This window comes from Acinetobacter sp. S4400-12 (assembly GCF_024129495.1).
Taxonomy (GTDB): Bacteria; Pseudomonadota; Gammaproteobacteria; order Pseudomonadales; family Moraxellaceae; genus Acinetobacter; species Acinetobacter lwoffii_C.
Window position 1 is genome coordinate 1 of sequence record NZ_JAMXYB010000023.1, and the last position, 15,318, is coordinate 15,318.

Genomic DNA, 15,318 nt, shown 5'->3' on the forward strand with positions numbered 1-15,318 from the left:
AAGCCTTGTTTTATAACATTTTGTCTTGATAACCAATATGTTACAAATACAAGGCTTTTTTTTATACTCTTTTTTATATCGAACTCAGGTTGAAATTATTAACTGACCTGTTGAATGTCCTGAGTTTTTGCAATTTCTTGTTGCTTGAGCAGGTTGCGCTGAATTTTACCGCTTGAGGTTTTTGGTAAATCCTTCACAAACTCTATTTCTTTGGGATAAGCATGCTTGGACAGTCGTGAACGTACATAGTGCTGAAGTTTAAGCCTCAGCTCTTCACTGGCCAAGCACTGTGGCTTTAATACCACAAAGGCTTTCACAATTTCGGTACGCTCCGGATCTGGCTTGCCAATCACAGCAGATTCCAGCACTCCTTCACATTCAAGCAAGGTGCTTTCCACATCAAAAGGCCCCACCCGATACCCTGAAGTTGTAATGACATCGTCAGCACGTCCGATAAAATCAACCCCGCCATACTCATTCAGCCTAACCGTATCACCAGTTAAATAATACTGGCCGGCAAAAGCCTTCCGGTTATGACCGCCATAGCCTTCAAACCACATCAGCGGTGAAGCAGCACAATCCATCGCCAAAGTACCAATACCACCTTTTCCTACCTCCTGAAGGTCATTATTAAGCACTGCAAAACGATGCCCCGGAATCGCAAAACCGGCTGAACCAATTTTCTTGTGATGATTCAGTGCATGATGATTGGCGATCACCATTCCTAGCTCAGTCTGTCCATACTGGTCGTGGATATTTACTCCCAGTTCATGGTTAAACCATTGAATGACTTCTGGAGTTAAAGGTTCACCTGCACTACTGACCACACGTAAATATGAACTGATTTCAGCATCAAATTTTTCTTTAAAACCAAAGAACATCCGGAATGCCGTTGGTGAGCCGGTTAAATTATTGACCTGATATTTTTTAATAATCTCAACTGCATGGTCTACACTAAAAGCGCGTTCATCCATAATAATGCTATGCCCCAGACTCAATGGACCGGCAATGCCATAGTACAAACCATAAGCCCAACCGGGATCGGCCAGATTCCAGAATGAGTCTTCTTCACGCAAATCTACAGCGTGCAACATATAACCTTTAAAGGCCAGCAGAGCTTTTAAAGGCACAGGTACGGATTTCGCCAGACCAGTCGCACCTGAGGTAAACATCATCAGAAAAATATCACTTAAACCACCCTGAACCGTGTCAAACTCGGTAGGATACTTTTTAAGCTCAGCCCAGAAATCAGCATCTTGAGCCGCATTTTCTGAACTTGGTTGCACCGTTAAAATATGAGGAATATCTAGCCCGTTCAGTTTTGAACGCTGTTCCTGGTCAGCAACAATCAGTCGAGTGTGAGCCGTATTAATCCGATGTTCAATCGCCTTACTCTCAAAAGCCGTAAATAAAGGCTGATAAATAGCACCAATACGCCAGGTGGCAAGAATAGTGATCAGTAATTCAGGAGTACGCGGAAGCAGACCAGCAATACAGTCACCTGCCTGCAAACCGAGTGCTGTCATATAGTGTGCAAGCTGTGCTGAAGCATCTGCCAGCTGTTCAAAGCTCCAATGCTGTGTTGTGCCATTTTTACCTTCCCAGATCAGCGCAGTCCGGTTCTGGCCCAGATAGCGTCCGCAGCATTCTGTATAAGCATTGAGAGCCTCCGGCGTTCCTGCCAGCTGTTGTTGAACCATCATGTCAAAATCAAATTCGCGATATGCTTGTTCTAGTGTCTTCATCCCGACAACCTCTATTTCTGTTGTATGTCCAGACGATGTGTCTGTGTCCGCTGTAATTGTTGTTCTCTCTACTGCCTGCGTAGTCCATTACAGGCAGGTTAAAAGCTGCTTTAGCTTCAGAGCATGTGTTGCTGTCCTTGTAGCGAGTGGCTTTTCGATTGAATCAATAATTCACCATGCTTTATCACCTTCTACAATTTCTATATCCCTCAATAGGCCTGCAGGATTTGAACAGTCCTCTTCATCCTGCGCCTTAGATTTTGCTGACCTCCCGGGCGATCACCAGACGCTGAATATCTGAAGCCCCTTCATAAATCTGGCTGACGCGTACATCCCGATAAATACGTTCTACGGGGAAATCCGACACATAGCCATATCCGCCATGAATCTGAATGGCATCCGAGCAGACCCGCTCTGCAATCGTCGAAGCAAACAGTTTGGCCATAGAGGCTTCTTTCAAGCATGCTAAACCAGCATCTTTCAAAGTAGCTGCATGCAAAGTCAGTTGTCGCGCTGCTTCAATCTGGGTCGCCATATCAGCAAGCCGAAAGGCTACTGCCTGATGCTGAACCAGTTCCACCCCAAAAGATTTGCGTTCATTGGCATATTCCACTGCGGCATCCAGCGCAGCTCGTGCCATGCCGACAGACTGTGCTGCAATCCCGATCCGGCCAGATTCTAGATTAGACAAGGCAATTTTGTAGCCCTCACCTTCCTGTCCTAACAGGTTTTGAGCTGGAATCCGGCATTGATCAAAGATAATCGTGGCCGTATCAGAACAATGCTGGCCCATTTTCTCTTCCAGACCTGAAATCAGATAACCCGGCGTATCTGTCGGTACCAGAAAGCATGAAATACCTTTCTTGCCAGCAGAGTTATCGGTGACTGCAAACACCAGGGCAATCTGGGCATGTTTGCCAGTGGTAATAAACTGCTTGGTGCCATTGAGTACCCACTCATCTCCATCACGTTCTGCTTTACATTGCAAAGCACTGGCATCTGAGCCAGCCTGTGGTTCAGTCAGACAGAAACAACCCAGCCATTCACCCGAAGCCAGCTTGGTTAAATAGGTCTGCTTTTGTTTTTCTGTGCCATAACGCTGGGTAATGCCACAAGGCAGGGAGTTTTGTACACTGACAATAGTCGAGATAGCTCCGTCTCCGGCGGCAATTTCTTCCAGTGCCAATACCAGAGAAACATAGTCCAGACCTGCACCGCCCCACTGTTCAGCAACGGTCATTCCCAGCGCTCCCAGCTCACCCAGTTCTTTGAGTTCCTGAGCTGGAAATTGGGCCGTTTTATCGCGCAAGGCCGCGGTAGGTTTCAGTTTCTGCTGCGAATAGTTACGCATCGTCTCCTGAATCATTTTTTGTTCATCATTTAAAAGCACAGCGTATTTCCTTTACTGATCTTTCTTATTTTTTAATACAGGGTAAATACCTAAAAAGTGTCTTACCCGGTCTTTTTATGCCCTTTAAGCTCAAATCTTTATTTTTCTGCCATACGAATCGCCCCATCCAGACGAATCACTTCACCATTTAAATAACTGTTTTCAAAGATGTGACCGACCAATTGAGCAAATTCCTGAGGTTTGGCCAGACGTGGTGGAAAAGGAACCATCTGCCCCAAGGCATCCTGTACATTCTGTGGCATGCCTTTCAACATGGGTGTTTCCATAATGCCCGGTGCAATGGTCATTACACGAATCGCTTCACGCGCCAACTCACGTGCCAAAGGCAAAGTCATGGCAACCACAGCACCTTTAGAAGCAGCATAAGCACTTTGACCGATCTGCCCCTCAAAGGCGGCAACTGAAGCCGTATTCACAATTACACCGCGTTCTTCTTCGTCTGATTGCAGTTGATATTTTGCAATTAATGCCGCTGCATGACGCAACATATTAAAGGTGCCAGCCACATTGATATTTAATACTTTCTGGAACATAGCAAGCTCGTGAATACCCTTCTTGCCCAGCACCTTCGCTGAAGGTGCGATTCCGGCGCAGTTCACAAGACCATTGAGCTGACCATATTTATTTTCCACCTGAGCAAAAAAGGTTTCTACCTCCTGCTCATCAGTGACATCCAGTTGCACAAATTCAGCCTGTTCGCCCAACTGCTGCGCTAAGGCAATGCCTAGTTCCTGGTTCATATCGACCAGAATCACTTGTGCACCCTGCTCTACCAGATGCGTGGCGGTGGCGGCACCCAGACCGGATGCACCACCTGTAACCACAATGACTTTTCCCTGAATCTTCATTTTAATGTCCTATTAAGATAATTTGGCAAGTTAAGACTTAATAGGCAGAGTAAACAGAGATTTAATTCTGTACAATTTCCAAATATCGCATCTTGATTGATGGATTTGGACAATAAAAAAGGAAAATTGGACTGGCCATGCATTTACCTGCCTTGAAATATAGTAAGGGAACGATTTCGATTGATCTGGTTCATGAAGCGCTGTTAAATGCCAAAGCGCAGCACTATGATATTTCTGTAATTCTAAATAAAGCCGGTATTCCGCTAGAAATTCTTCACTCAGCCAAAGCCCGAGTTTCTGTCGCGCAATATGCCGCCTTGTGGACTGTGCTTGCCGACAGCATGAATGATGAGTTTTTAGGGATGGATAGCCATCCGATGCGCCGTGGCAGTTTTAAGCTCTTATCTAGAATGCTGTTACAGGCCGACACGCTGGAAAAAGCCCTGCAACAAATCCTGCAATTTTTTAATCTGGTTCTGGACGACCTGCACAGCACCCTCATGGTTCAGGAAAATTTTGCTTATATTCTGATTTATGACCAGAAGCAGACCAAGCGCATGTTTAGCTATGCAACCTATCTAATGCTAATTCATTCTCTCTTATGCTGGTTAAGTGGACAGCGAATTTTGCTGAATCAGATTCAACTCAAGTGTGCTGCACCGCTGGAGGATTTTGATTATAAAGTCCGTTTTTGTGAACAGATTGAATATCAGGCCAGCGAAAATTATATCCAGTTTGATGCAGCCTATTTACATCTGCCGGTGAAGCAGGATCAAAACTCCTGGTATCAATTTATCCAGCGAACGCCCGACAACCTGTTGGTCCGGTTTAAAAATCCCTATGCGCTAAGCACCCAGATTCGCAAACGGCTTTTAACGGTTCCACCCGCCGAATGGCTGGAATTCCATGAACTGGCCCTAAAAATGAATATGTCCGAAGCCACGATGCAACGGCGCCTAAAAAATGAAGGGTTTAGTTATCAGCAGCTTAAAAATGAGATTCGACGTGATACCGCAATTGAGCTGTTAACCCGTACCGACCAAAGTTTGCAGGACATCAGTGAACAATTGAACTTTCAGGAAGTCAGCGCATTTCATCGAGCTTTTAAAAAATGGACAGGTGTAAGTCCAGGGGCGTATCGGCAAAATATTACTAAATAATTCCTTCAATATAGCTCCAAAAAATCAAATTTGGCTCTAAAACCCATTTAAGCTCATATTTATCTGATAGTTATATATTTCAAGGCTTATTCTCTTAAATTATCCTACTGCTCAGTCATCTACAAAGCTTTGCATTTTCACTCAATATAGGTTAATTTTCAACCAACTTAAAACATCCCTTTGGGTTATGTTCTCCCTTTTCTCCTTTATTGTTGAAGGTATCTCCATGTTAAAGATGACTGATGTGCTGGGTCAAAACCTTGCTCAAAAATTCTCTCAAGCTTTATCTTCTTCAACTGATCTGCTGACAGAGCAGTTGAATCAAGGAATTTTGAATGCATCGGATGCAGAACTGAAAGACGCAATTTCGCACTTCTTTAACCAGGTGGACGCAACGGAAACAGCGCATGCACTTGAAATTCCGGCAGAGCGTATGCAGGAATTACAGCAAGGCATTGACTTAAAAGATGAAAAATTTTTGACAGATACGATAAAAGTTGTCGCATTATGCTTGGCAATGGAAACCGGCAGCCTCGATCAAGTCGAAATTTATGACTGTCTAGAAGATTATCCGATGTAATTCGTCTAAAGGATTATTCAGAAGCGGTGCCTTGGCATCGCTTTTTGGTTTGAATAATAAAACCAATAGCAAATCACTTATGAAGATAGGATTGTTAGTGTCCATCCTGCCGGAGTAATGATTCAGGGCCATAAAACGAAGGGCGGCCAGCTAAGATATTGGCCAGCTACCAAGCTTTGACAAGGAAATTCCATATTTGCAAAATCAAGTTTTCAAGCCGCTTCCTGTCTTGATAGAAATGCCTCTAAAACTCATATTCCAATAAAAAAGCGACTCAGTGCAGCCGCTTTTTCATCAATAAGAACCCGCATGGATGAAGGATTAATGTGGCCACTGCCCCAGTGTTACGCGGTCATTTCCACCATAATCCTTCAGGGTACGTACCTGCTTATAACCAGCCTGAGTAAACAGCTGACGTACCGCCTCCCCCTGATCATAGCCATGTTCCAGTACCACCCAACCATTCACCGCAAGATGCTTTTTAGCTTGCAGAATAATCATTTCAATATCAGCCAGACCCTGTTTGTCCGCAACCAGCGCACGTTCTGGCTCAGTCGCCAGATCTGGCATATGCTCATCATCGGCATCAATGTACGGCGGGTTAGATACGATCACATCAAAAAACTGGCGGCCTAATGGTTTTAGCCATGAGCCCAGTACAAACTGCACATGATTTAAATCATGCTTTTCAGCATTATATTTGGCGACTTCCAGTGTGGGTTCATAAATATCTGTAGCCGTCACTGCCCACTGAGGACGTTCAGATGCAAGAGATAAGGCAATCGCCCCTGTTCCTGTACCTAAATCGACCAGACGTGTATCTTCTGGCAGCTCCAGTTTCAGGACAGTTTCGACCAGCACTTCTGTATCTGGACGCGGCACTAGAGTATCTGGAGTTACTTTCAGATCCAGTGTCCAGAAAGGCTGTGAACCGGTGACATAGGCCAAAGGCTCACCCGCTGCAATACGTGCCAAACCTTCAATATAAGCCAGTTCCTGTTCTGCTGTCAGCTGCTGCTCTTTCTTCATTATCAAATCAAAAGAATCAATCTTGGTAATGTGCTCTAGCAGCCAGGCATTTTCCTGACGCTCATAACTTTCAGCTTCGCCGCGTAAGGCCAGTGCTTCTAAAATATTCATTAGCCACCATTCTGCTGTGCCAGCATTGCAAGCTGATCAGCCTGATATTCGCGCTGCAAGCTATCGAGCAGCTCGGTCAGATCACCTTCCATCACGGCATCCAATTTATATAAAGTCAGGTTAATGCGGTGATCTGTCATACGGCCTTGCGGATAGTTATAAGTACGGATACGCTCAGAACGGTCACCCGAACCCACCAGGTCACGGCGCATTTCCGAAGTCGCTGCATCAGCAGCAGCACGTTTGGCATTTTCCAGACGTGATGCCAGCAGCGCCATTGCCTTAGCTTTGTTCTTATGCTGTGAACGTTCTTCCTGACATTCCACCACAGTTCCCGTTGGAAGGTGGGTAATACGTACCGCAGAATCCGTTTTGTTCACGTGCTGACCACCGGCACCCGAAGCACGGTAAGTATCAATACGTAAATCTGCCGGATTAATATCCACAGTCGTATCTACATCAATTTCTGGCAGAATTGCCACCGTACAGGCGGAAGTATGCACACGGCCCTGAGACTCGGTCGCGGGTACACGCTGTACCCGGTGTGCGCCACTTTCAAATTTCAAGCGACCAAAGACACCTTCACCTTTTACAAGACAAATGACTTCTTTATAACCGCCATGCTCGCCTTCGTTTTCAGAAAGTATCTCGATACGCCAGCCCTGCGTTTCTGCGAATCGACTATACATACGGAACAAATCGCCCGAGAAAATCGCCGCTTCATCCCCACCCGTTCCGGCACGAATCTCCAGATAAGCCGAGTTTGCATCATTCGGATCTTTCGGAATCATCAGGATATTCAAGTCAGCTTCCAACTGCTCAGTCAGGGCTTTATTTTCCTTGATCTCTTCCTGTGCCATTTCCTTAAAGTCAGGATCGGATAACATTGCTTGCGCAGTTTCAATATCTTCTTCTGCCTGTTTGTATCTGCTCCAGACTTCACTAATCTCGGTCAAGTCATTATGCTCGCGAGACAATTGACGGAAGCGTTTGTTATCTGAAATGACTTCTGCATCAGCCAATAATGCAGTCAGTTCTTCGTGGCGGTCAGAGAGTTGGTCTAATCGTAAACGTAACGATTCTTTCATTTTCTAAAAAATCTCAAACATAGGCTGCAACTAAAACTCATTTAGCACAGCGAAATCAAAAAATTGCGCCTAGTTTAACGATTCTCTGGGTTAATGAACATCATTATTGAGTAAGTCCGCCTAGCAGATTTGTACGATCCTGAGATTTGTTAACCAATATGATCAAGATACTCGTGCTTGGTTTTTTTATAAGCGATTACATTCTTATTCTTCGCTCATTTTACAATTTGCCCAACAAAGCCAGCAAATATGGAGATTGATCTTCACATTTTTTTATGCATGATTTGTTACATTTTGCGCATCGAAATTAATTATAGTCCTGTAGGGACATGGAGTTGGATATGAAACTCAATGCAATTTTAATGAGTGCAGCACTTGCTGCCGGCTCAATGATGACTGTTAATGCACATGCCGACAGTACTGCACGTGTTGCAGCAGCCAGTGCTTTAGGCAGCGTTGCGGGTACGGCAGTGGGTAAAAATATGGGTGGTAATACAGGTGCAACCATTGGTGCTGTACTGGGCGGTGCAGGTGGCGCTGCAGTCGCGAGCAACAAGCGTAACCGCACCGAATCTGCAATCGGTGGTGCATTGGGTGGTGGCGCAGGCTATACCGTAGGTAAAAACATGGGCGGCACAAATGGCGGTTATATCGGTTCAGCATTAGGTGCTGCTGGTGGTGCAGCATTGGGTAACAAAATTTCTAAGGACAAAGCTGCTGATCGTGCTGCGGAAAAACGCTCTAAACACTGGAAAAAGCGTCATCGCCATCACTAAGTTTTAAACCCACGACATTTAACAAGCACCTTCGGGTGCTTTTTTAATATACCTTTTAATACCTTCTAAGATTATGAATAAATAAAGGATAAAACCCATACAGTTTTATAACATTGACTTCATGTTCACTCAAATTTACTGCCTTAACTTATAAGTTATGCAAATTAGATCCAGATATTTTATAGGTGTACTCATGAACTATAAGAATTTAATAATTGCTGTTATTGCAACCTCAGCCATGGGTATGACAGCAGCCAATGCCGGCAATTCAACCAATACTGCTCTTGCTTCTGCTCTGGGTGGAGTGGCCGGTGCTGCCGTAGGCAAACAGCTAGGCGGCCAAACTGGCGCAACCATTGGTTCAGCCATTGGCGGTGGTGCAGGCGCAGCAGTTTCAGCCAATAAACGTGATCGTAATGGTGCAATTATTGGTGGAGCACTGGGTGGTGGTGCCGGTTATGCGGTAGGCAATAACATGGGAGGCAGCAATGGCGGCTTGATTGGTGCAGCTTTAGGCTCTGCTGGTGGTTCAGTACTGGGCAAGAAAGTGAGTGAGGACCGCCGCTATGATGACCGTAATGATCGCCGTTATAATTCAAATGGCTATCGCTACAATGATTATCGCTATAACAATCGTCACGATAATGGCCGCCATTTAGGTCATTATAAAAATGGCAAACGCCGTTAATTTACTCTTCTTTTCTGTTTTACCCTTCAAGCATCTTCGGATGCTTTTTTTATGCTTTTGTATTTATATCGTTTTTTATCGATATACAAAACCGGCCTAAAATCGTATGCTGTCTACAATTATTTTTTATTTGGATTGATCATGCGCACACTCGCAGATATTCAATTTTCTATTCTTGAACTGGTGCCGGTTCGAGACGACAAAAGCATTCAATTTTCCTTGCAACATGCTTTAGAGTTAGCACAGACCGCTGAAAAACTGGGTTATCACCGGATGTGGCTGGCAGAGCATCATAATATGGACGGCATCGCCAGTTCGGCCACGGCTGTTCTCTTAGGCTATTTACTGGCAAACACCCAGACTCTCAAGTTGGGTTCAGGCGGAATTATGCTGCCCAACCATGCACCACTTATAGTAGCTGAACAATTCGGTACTCTGGCTACCTTATATCCGGGGCGCATTGAGCTGGGGCTGGGCCGCGCACCCGGAACAGATCAAATGACCATGCGTGCTTTGCGTCGTGGCCGTCAGGAAACTGAAGATCAGTTCCCGCAGGATGTTTTAGAAATTCTGCAATACTTTAAAGATCCGATTCCAGGCCAACGCATTGTGGCAACTCCAGGCCAAAGCACACACGTACCTGTGTGGTTATTAGGTTCGAGCCTGTTTAGTGCACAACTGGCAGCAAAACTCGGTCTACCCTATTCTTTTGCTTCGCACTTTGCCCCACGTATGCTGGGCCAGGCCATTCAATTATATCGTGACAACTTTGAACCCTCTGAATATCTGGACCGCCCTTATGTGTCGATGGGTGTGCCCACCTGTGTAGCTGATACAGATGAAGAAGCTCATTATCTGGTCACCAGTGCTTATCAGCGAGTATTGGCGCTGATTCGTGGTCAAAGCCTGAAACTAAAAGCCCCTGTTAATTCGATGGAAGGCCTGTGGTCAGCCCCTGAAAAAATGTCCGTAGATAATTTCTTTGGTATGGCGCAAGTAGGTTCTAAAGCTACGGTAAAACAGGGCCTAGAATTACTCTTGGAAAAATATGAGGTTGATGAGTTTATTTTTACTTGTGATATTTATGATACAGACAAACGCCTGCATAACTTTGATTTGCTCATGCATATCAAGAATGGGCAATAAAACTCCTCAATTAGAAGTTGAAATATTCTGCTCATCCTCACGCGTGAGCAGAAGAACTGCTTGCATATCACCGATGCAAGTTTTTTCTTTTTAAAATAGCTTTTTACGCGATCTCTCTTTCTATGCTTTAGTAGAAATCAAATCTCTGTTTCTATAAATTAGATGACTGCCTAAGTTAAATTTTCTGCTTTTATTGTTCCACAATTTTGTTTATATCTATTCAAAATAAAACCAATTAATAAATAATTTCAAGGAACACAAATGTCCAGCAAGCAGGATACACACATCGGTATTTTTGAAAATCGGGCTGAGTGTTTTCAGCAATTTACGGGAGTTCAACTTGCTTCTTCCAAACTGGCTGAATTTGATTGTGCAGGAAAACACATTGCGATTATCGGAACCGATCAGTTTACGGTCAGTCAGCTTGACCGGCTCACTCAGCAAGCTCAATCCGTTAAAGTTTTCCAGATTAGTCCGCAATTTATCTTGCCTTGCTCTACCCGTAGCTTGCAGCGCATGTTTCACCATCCTTTAATCAGCAAAAATAGACGCCTGTTCAATAACCGGGTTAAAAGCATACTTTCACTGCGCTATCTGGAAAATCAAGTCGCCAATGTCTGGTTAAGACGTCAGTTAATGCCTAATCTGGCAACGCCGCCCAAAGTGTACTTAAAGTCCGATGATTATTATGTCGCGCTACAGCGTGAAAACTGCCAGCTCATTACTTGGCCAATCCTGAAAATTACAGGCAATGTTCTCTATTGTATTAATGGAGATCAGCATCAAGTCGAAGTTATTGTGCATACTTATTTACCAGAACATGATGCACAATAGTCATTTACATAAGCTTCGATGACTTTTAAGACCCTCTAAGCCACCTCAGCAATGAGAATTAAGCTGCTTAAGTAACCAGAATTAATAATGATTCAGCTCTTTTATTTCTCAATGTGATTGTAAACATTTTCTGTAATTATAATTCTCATATTTTATTTCTATAAATTTGGGAGATTTGTTTATTTTTATCTATAAATCAAGACCAAGCTAAGGCTTGGTCCTGGATACTTTTCAACCGATACGACGCTTGAGACCTGTCATCTGTAGCACACGGGTGGAAATCTCTTCAATCGACATTTCCGAGACATTCAGGTATTTAATGCCTTCTGAAATATAGATCCCTTCAATCGCACGCAGCTCCATCTGGCACTGACTAAAACTTGCATAACGGCTATTGGCTTTACGTTCGGTACGGATTGCCACCAGACGGTCTGCATCAATCATCAGGCCGAAAAGCTTGTTCTTATGCGGTCTGAGTACTGCTGGCAGGCGATTGTCATCCAGGTCTTCCTCAGTCAATGGATAGTTGGCCACACGAATTCCAAACTGTAAAGACAGATAAATGGAGGTGGGTGTCTTACCCGAACGTGACACACCAATCAGGATCAAATCAGCTTTATCATAATGGCGGGTACGTGCGCCATCATCATTATCGAGTGCAAAATGAACTGCATCAATACGAGCCTTATAAGATTCAGAATCTGTAACCGCATGAGTCTGACCGACTAAAGTCGTAGGAATCGTGCCTAACTCATCAGCCAATTTACTAATAAGCCCTTCAAATACATCAAGATTTACCGCATTTGCTGTATTAATAATATCGCGCACATAAGGATCAACCAAAGTATCAAATACCAGAGGTTTTTCACCGTCTATTTGAGCTCTTGCATTGATCTCTGCCACCACACTTGTAGCGGCTTCTTCAGAGCTAATGTAAGGGATAATATGAATGTCAAATTTTACATGGGGAAACTGCGCTAACAGCGAGTGGCCAAGCGTTTCAGCGGTGATGGCAGTACCATCTGAAATAAAGAAAACACTACGCTGAATTTGTTTACCTTCTGACATTAAAATTCTCCTCAAACATTTGTCTTAGTGCTATATAATCTTTATAGTAAACCGATCTTACATGACTGTCGCTTAGTAAAATCAAAAACCTAGACGATTTGCTATACTCTCATGCCAAGATAGTGATTAATACTGCAAAAGTGGAGTAACAACTTTGGAAGCGCGCGTAATTGGTCTTGAAAAATTAGGGAAGCACGACGTTGAGCTTGTTGGTGGGAAAAACTCATCACTAGGTGAAATGATCAGCCATTTATCAAAGGCTGGTGTATCAGTGCCAGGTGGTTTTGCAACAACTGCAAATGCCTATCGTGAGTTCCTCGAGCAGAGTGGCCTAAACGCTAAAATTAATGCAGAGCTTGCAGCACTGAATGTAGATGATGTAAATGCTCTGGCTGAAACTGGCGCAAAAATTCGCCAATGGATTGTGGATACTCCACTTACAGCGGAATTAGAAAAAGAAATTCGTACAGCTTTTGCAGAGCTTTCAAACGGCAACCCTGACATCGCGGTTGCCGTTCGTTCATCTGCGACCGCAGAAGATTTACCCGATGCATCTTTTGCAGGCCAGCAAGAAACCTTCTTGAACATTCGCGGCATTGACAACGTGCTGATCGCAATTAAAGAAGTGTTCGCCTCTTTGTACAACGACCGCGCAATTTCTTATCGTGTACACCAAAATTTTGCCCATGACGTGGTTGCCCTCTCTGCAGGTGTACAACGCATGGTTCGCTCTGAAACAGGTGCTGCCGGTGTAATGTTTACGCTGGATACAGAATCTGGTTTCCGTGATGCGGTATTTATCACTGCATCTTATGGCTTGGGTGAAATGGTAGTACAGGGTGCGGTTAACCCGGATGAATTCTATATCTCCAAGCCTCTTCTCAATGCTGGTCGACACGCGATTTTACGCCGCAACCTAGGTTCTAAACACCAAAAAATGATCTACGGTGAAGAAGGCGCTGCAGGTAAGTCTGTAGTTGTTGTGGATGTAGAAAAAGCAGATCGTCAACAGTTCGCACTGAATGATCAAGAACTTCAAGAACTTGCTAAACAAGCAATCATCATTGAAAATCACTATGGCTCACCAATGGATATTGAATGGGCGAAAGACGGTGATGACGGTAAAATTTACATTGTTCAAGCACGCCCTGAGACTGTAAAGAGCCGTGAAAACGTTGGTACAATGGAGCGCTACCTGTTAAAGCAACGCGGCACCGTGATTTGTGAAGGCCGTTCAATCGGTCAACGCATCGGTTCTGGTAAAGTCCGTATCGTGACCTCTATTAAAGAGATGGACAAAGTACAAGATGGTGACGTACTTGTATCTGACATGACTGACCCGGACTGGGAACCAGTTATGAAGCGTGCTGCTGCTATTGTGACGAATCGTGGTGGGCGTACCTGTCATGCGGCTATTATTGCTCGTGAACTTGGCGTTCCAGCGATTGTCGGCTGTGGTAATGCTACCGAAGTTCTGACAGATGGTCAGGAAGTGACGGTATCATGTGCAGAAGGTGATACTGGTTTCATTTATGAAGGCGCACTTGATTTCGAAATTCAAACCAACTCTATCGAATCAATGCCAAAACTGCCGTTCAAAATCATGATGAACGTCGGTAACCCGGATCGGGCATTTGACTTTGCACAAATTCCAAACGAAGGGATTGGCTTAGCTCGTCTGGAGTTCATCATCAACCGTATGATTGGTGTGCATCCTAAAGCGCTATTAAATATTGACAGCCTGCCACGTGAAACTCGTGCGGCAGTTATGGCACGTACTGCGGGCTATGCGTCTCCGATCGAGTTCTATGTAGAAAAACTGGTCGAAGGTATTTCTACCCTTGCTGCTGCATTTGCTGACAAGCCAGTAATTGTGCGTATGTCTGACTTCAAGTCAAACGAATATGCCAACTTGATCGGTGGTAAGTTATACGAACCAGAAGAAGAAAACCCTATGTTGGGCTTCCGTGGTGCCAGCCGTTATGTGTCTGACAACTTCCGTGACTGCTTCGAACTTGAATGCCGCGCACTGAAGAAAGTACGTGACGAAATGGGCTTAACCAACGTACAGATTATGATTCCATTCGTACGTACAGTTGCTGAAGCAAAACGTGTAATCGAACTTCTTGCCTTAAACGGTTTGAAACGTGGCGAAAATGGCCTGAAAGTTATTATGATGTGTGAATTGCCAACGAACGCATTATTAGCTGAACAATTCCTGGAGCACTTCGATGGCTTCTCAATCGGTTCAAATGACTTGACTCAGCTTACACTTGGTCTGGACCGTGATTCTGGTATCGTCTCTCACCTGTTTGATGAACGTGATCCAGCCGTTAAAGCGCTACTTTCGATGGCTATCCATGCTTGCCGTAAAGCAGGCAAATATGTAGGTATCTGTGGTCAAGGTCCTTCAGACCATCCAGATCTTGCACAATGGCTCATGGAACAAGGCATTGAATCTGTGTCTCTAAACCCGGACTCTGTACTAGATACCTGGTTCTTCCTGGCTGAAGAAAAAGCTCAAAAAGCATAACTAAATGCTGATAAAAAAGACCCGTTTCAGGGTCTTTTTTATGGCTTAAAGATAGTGGTAAATCAGTTTCCAGAAAAGCCTAGTCTATTGATTTTTAATTATTTTAATATAGGTCACTCTGTACACATTCTTAATTCAAGCACAAACAAATACCAACATTTAATTACCCTATAAATTGCCATAATTAATTAGCACTGAAATCCATATTCGAGTACTAAAATCACGAATCCTTGCTACACTAGTTTCACCCAGAGAGAATTTCAGTTATCAATATTCTTGAAAATACTGAATTTATCTCTAT

13 protein-coding genes are annotated in these 15,318 nt (G+C 44.1%); 7 read left to right on the plus strand and 6 right to left on the minus strand.

From position 1 onward, the window contains the following. Positions 1–98 precede the first annotated feature (98 nt). The 3 genes from NI461_RS09775 to NI461_RS09785 form a co-directional block, all read right to left on the minus strand. Complete coding sequence (locus tag NI461_RS09775; protein ID WP_174659710.1) at positions 99–1,745, minus strand: AMP-binding protein; 1,647 nt, start codon at positions 1,743–1,745, stop codon at positions 99–101. Positions 1,746–1,998: 253 nt separating this feature from the next. Continuing rightward, complete coding sequence (locus tag NI461_RS09780; protein WP_151204124.1) at positions 1,999–3,135, minus strand: acyl-CoA dehydrogenase family protein; 1,137 nt, start codon at positions 3,133–3,135, stop codon at positions 1,999–2,001. 98 nt (positions 3,136–3,233) lie between these two features. Beyond that, a complete protein-coding gene (locus tag NI461_RS09785; protein WP_253157175.1) occupies positions 3,234–4,004 on the minus strand; it encodes a 3-hydroxyacyl-CoA dehydrogenase in 771 nt (256 codons plus the stop codon). 137 nt (positions 4,005–4,141) lie between these two features. Here NI461_RS09785 and NI461_RS09790 point away from each other — a divergent pair, with 137 nt between their 5' ends. Together NI461_RS09790 and NI461_RS09795 are read left to right on the plus strand one after the other, a co-directional pair. Further along, positions 4,142–5,164, plus strand: a complete 1,023-nt coding sequence (locus tag NI461_RS09790) for an AraC family transcriptional regulator (RefSeq protein ID WP_174659709.1) — start codon at positions 4,142–4,144, stop codon at positions 5,162–5,164. A gap of 226 nt (positions 5,165–5,390) precedes the next feature. Then, complete coding sequence (locus tag NI461_RS09795) at positions 5,391–5,744, plus strand: hypothetical protein (RefSeq protein WP_174659708.1); 354 nt, start codon at positions 5,391–5,393, stop codon at positions 5,742–5,744. A 321-nt stretch (positions 5,745–6,065) separates the two neighbouring features. Here the strand turns inward: NI461_RS09795 and prmC are convergent, their stop codons facing one another. Together prmC and prfA are read right to left on the minus strand one after the other, a co-directional pair. Next, the gene (gene prmC, locus NI461_RS09800; RefSeq protein ID WP_174659707.1) at positions 6,066–6,884 is read right to left on the minus strand and encodes a peptide chain release factor N(5)-glutamine methyltransferase; all 819 of its coding nucleotides are present in this window, start codon (positions 6,882–6,884) and stop codon (positions 6,066–6,068) included. Beyond that, the gene (gene prfA, locus NI461_RS09805) at positions 6,884–7,972 is read right to left on the minus strand and encodes a peptide chain release factor 1 (RefSeq protein ID WP_151208117.1); all 1,089 of its coding nucleotides are present in this window, start codon (positions 7,970–7,972) and stop codon (positions 6,884–6,886) included. The genes prmC and prfA overlap by 1 nt, the downstream gene beginning before the upstream one ends. A gap of 341 nt (positions 7,973–8,313) precedes the next feature. Between prfA and NI461_RS09810 the strand changes: the two genes are divergently transcribed. The 4 genes from NI461_RS09810 (at position 8,314) to NI461_RS09825 (ending at position 11,416) form a co-directional block, all read left to right on the plus strand. After that, positions 8,314–8,748 (plus strand): glycine zipper domain-containing protein, encoded by a 435-nt coding sequence (locus tag NI461_RS09810; protein ID WP_151208116.1) that lies wholly within the window; start codon positions 8,314–8,316, stop codon positions 8,746–8,748. Between the two features lie 193 nt (positions 8,749–8,941). Further along, the gene (locus tag NI461_RS09815; protein WP_151208115.1) at positions 8,942–9,436 is read left to right on the plus strand and encodes a hypothetical protein; all 495 of its coding nucleotides are present in this window, start codon (positions 8,942–8,944) and stop codon (positions 9,434–9,436) included. A gap of 141 nt (positions 9,437–9,577) precedes the next feature. Then, entirely contained in the window at positions 9,578–10,582 is a 1,005-nt protein-coding gene (locus tag NI461_RS09820; protein ID WP_174659706.1) for an LLM class flavin-dependent oxidoreductase, read from the plus strand. A 261-nt stretch (positions 10,583–10,843) separates the two neighbouring features. Next, on the plus strand, positions 10,844–11,416 hold the full coding sequence (locus NI461_RS09825) for a flavoprotein (protein ID WP_151208113.1): 573 nt from the start codon (positions 10,844–10,846) through the stop codon (positions 11,414–11,416). A 231-nt stretch (positions 11,417–11,647) separates the two neighbouring features. On the opposite strand, the gene NI461_RS09830 is transcribed toward NI461_RS09825, so the two are convergent. After that, a complete protein-coding gene (locus NI461_RS09830) occupies positions 11,648–12,484 on the minus strand; it encodes a pyruvate, water dikinase regulatory protein (protein WP_151204401.1) in 837 nt (278 codons plus the stop codon). A gap of 154 nt (positions 12,485–12,638) precedes the next feature. On the opposite strand from NI461_RS09830, the gene ppsA reads away from it, so the two are divergent. Then, complete coding sequence (gene ppsA, locus NI461_RS09835) at positions 12,639–15,017, plus strand: phosphoenolpyruvate synthase (protein WP_174659705.1); 2,379 nt, start codon at positions 12,639–12,641, stop codon at positions 15,015–15,017. Positions 15,018–15,318: the final 301 nt, after the last annotated feature.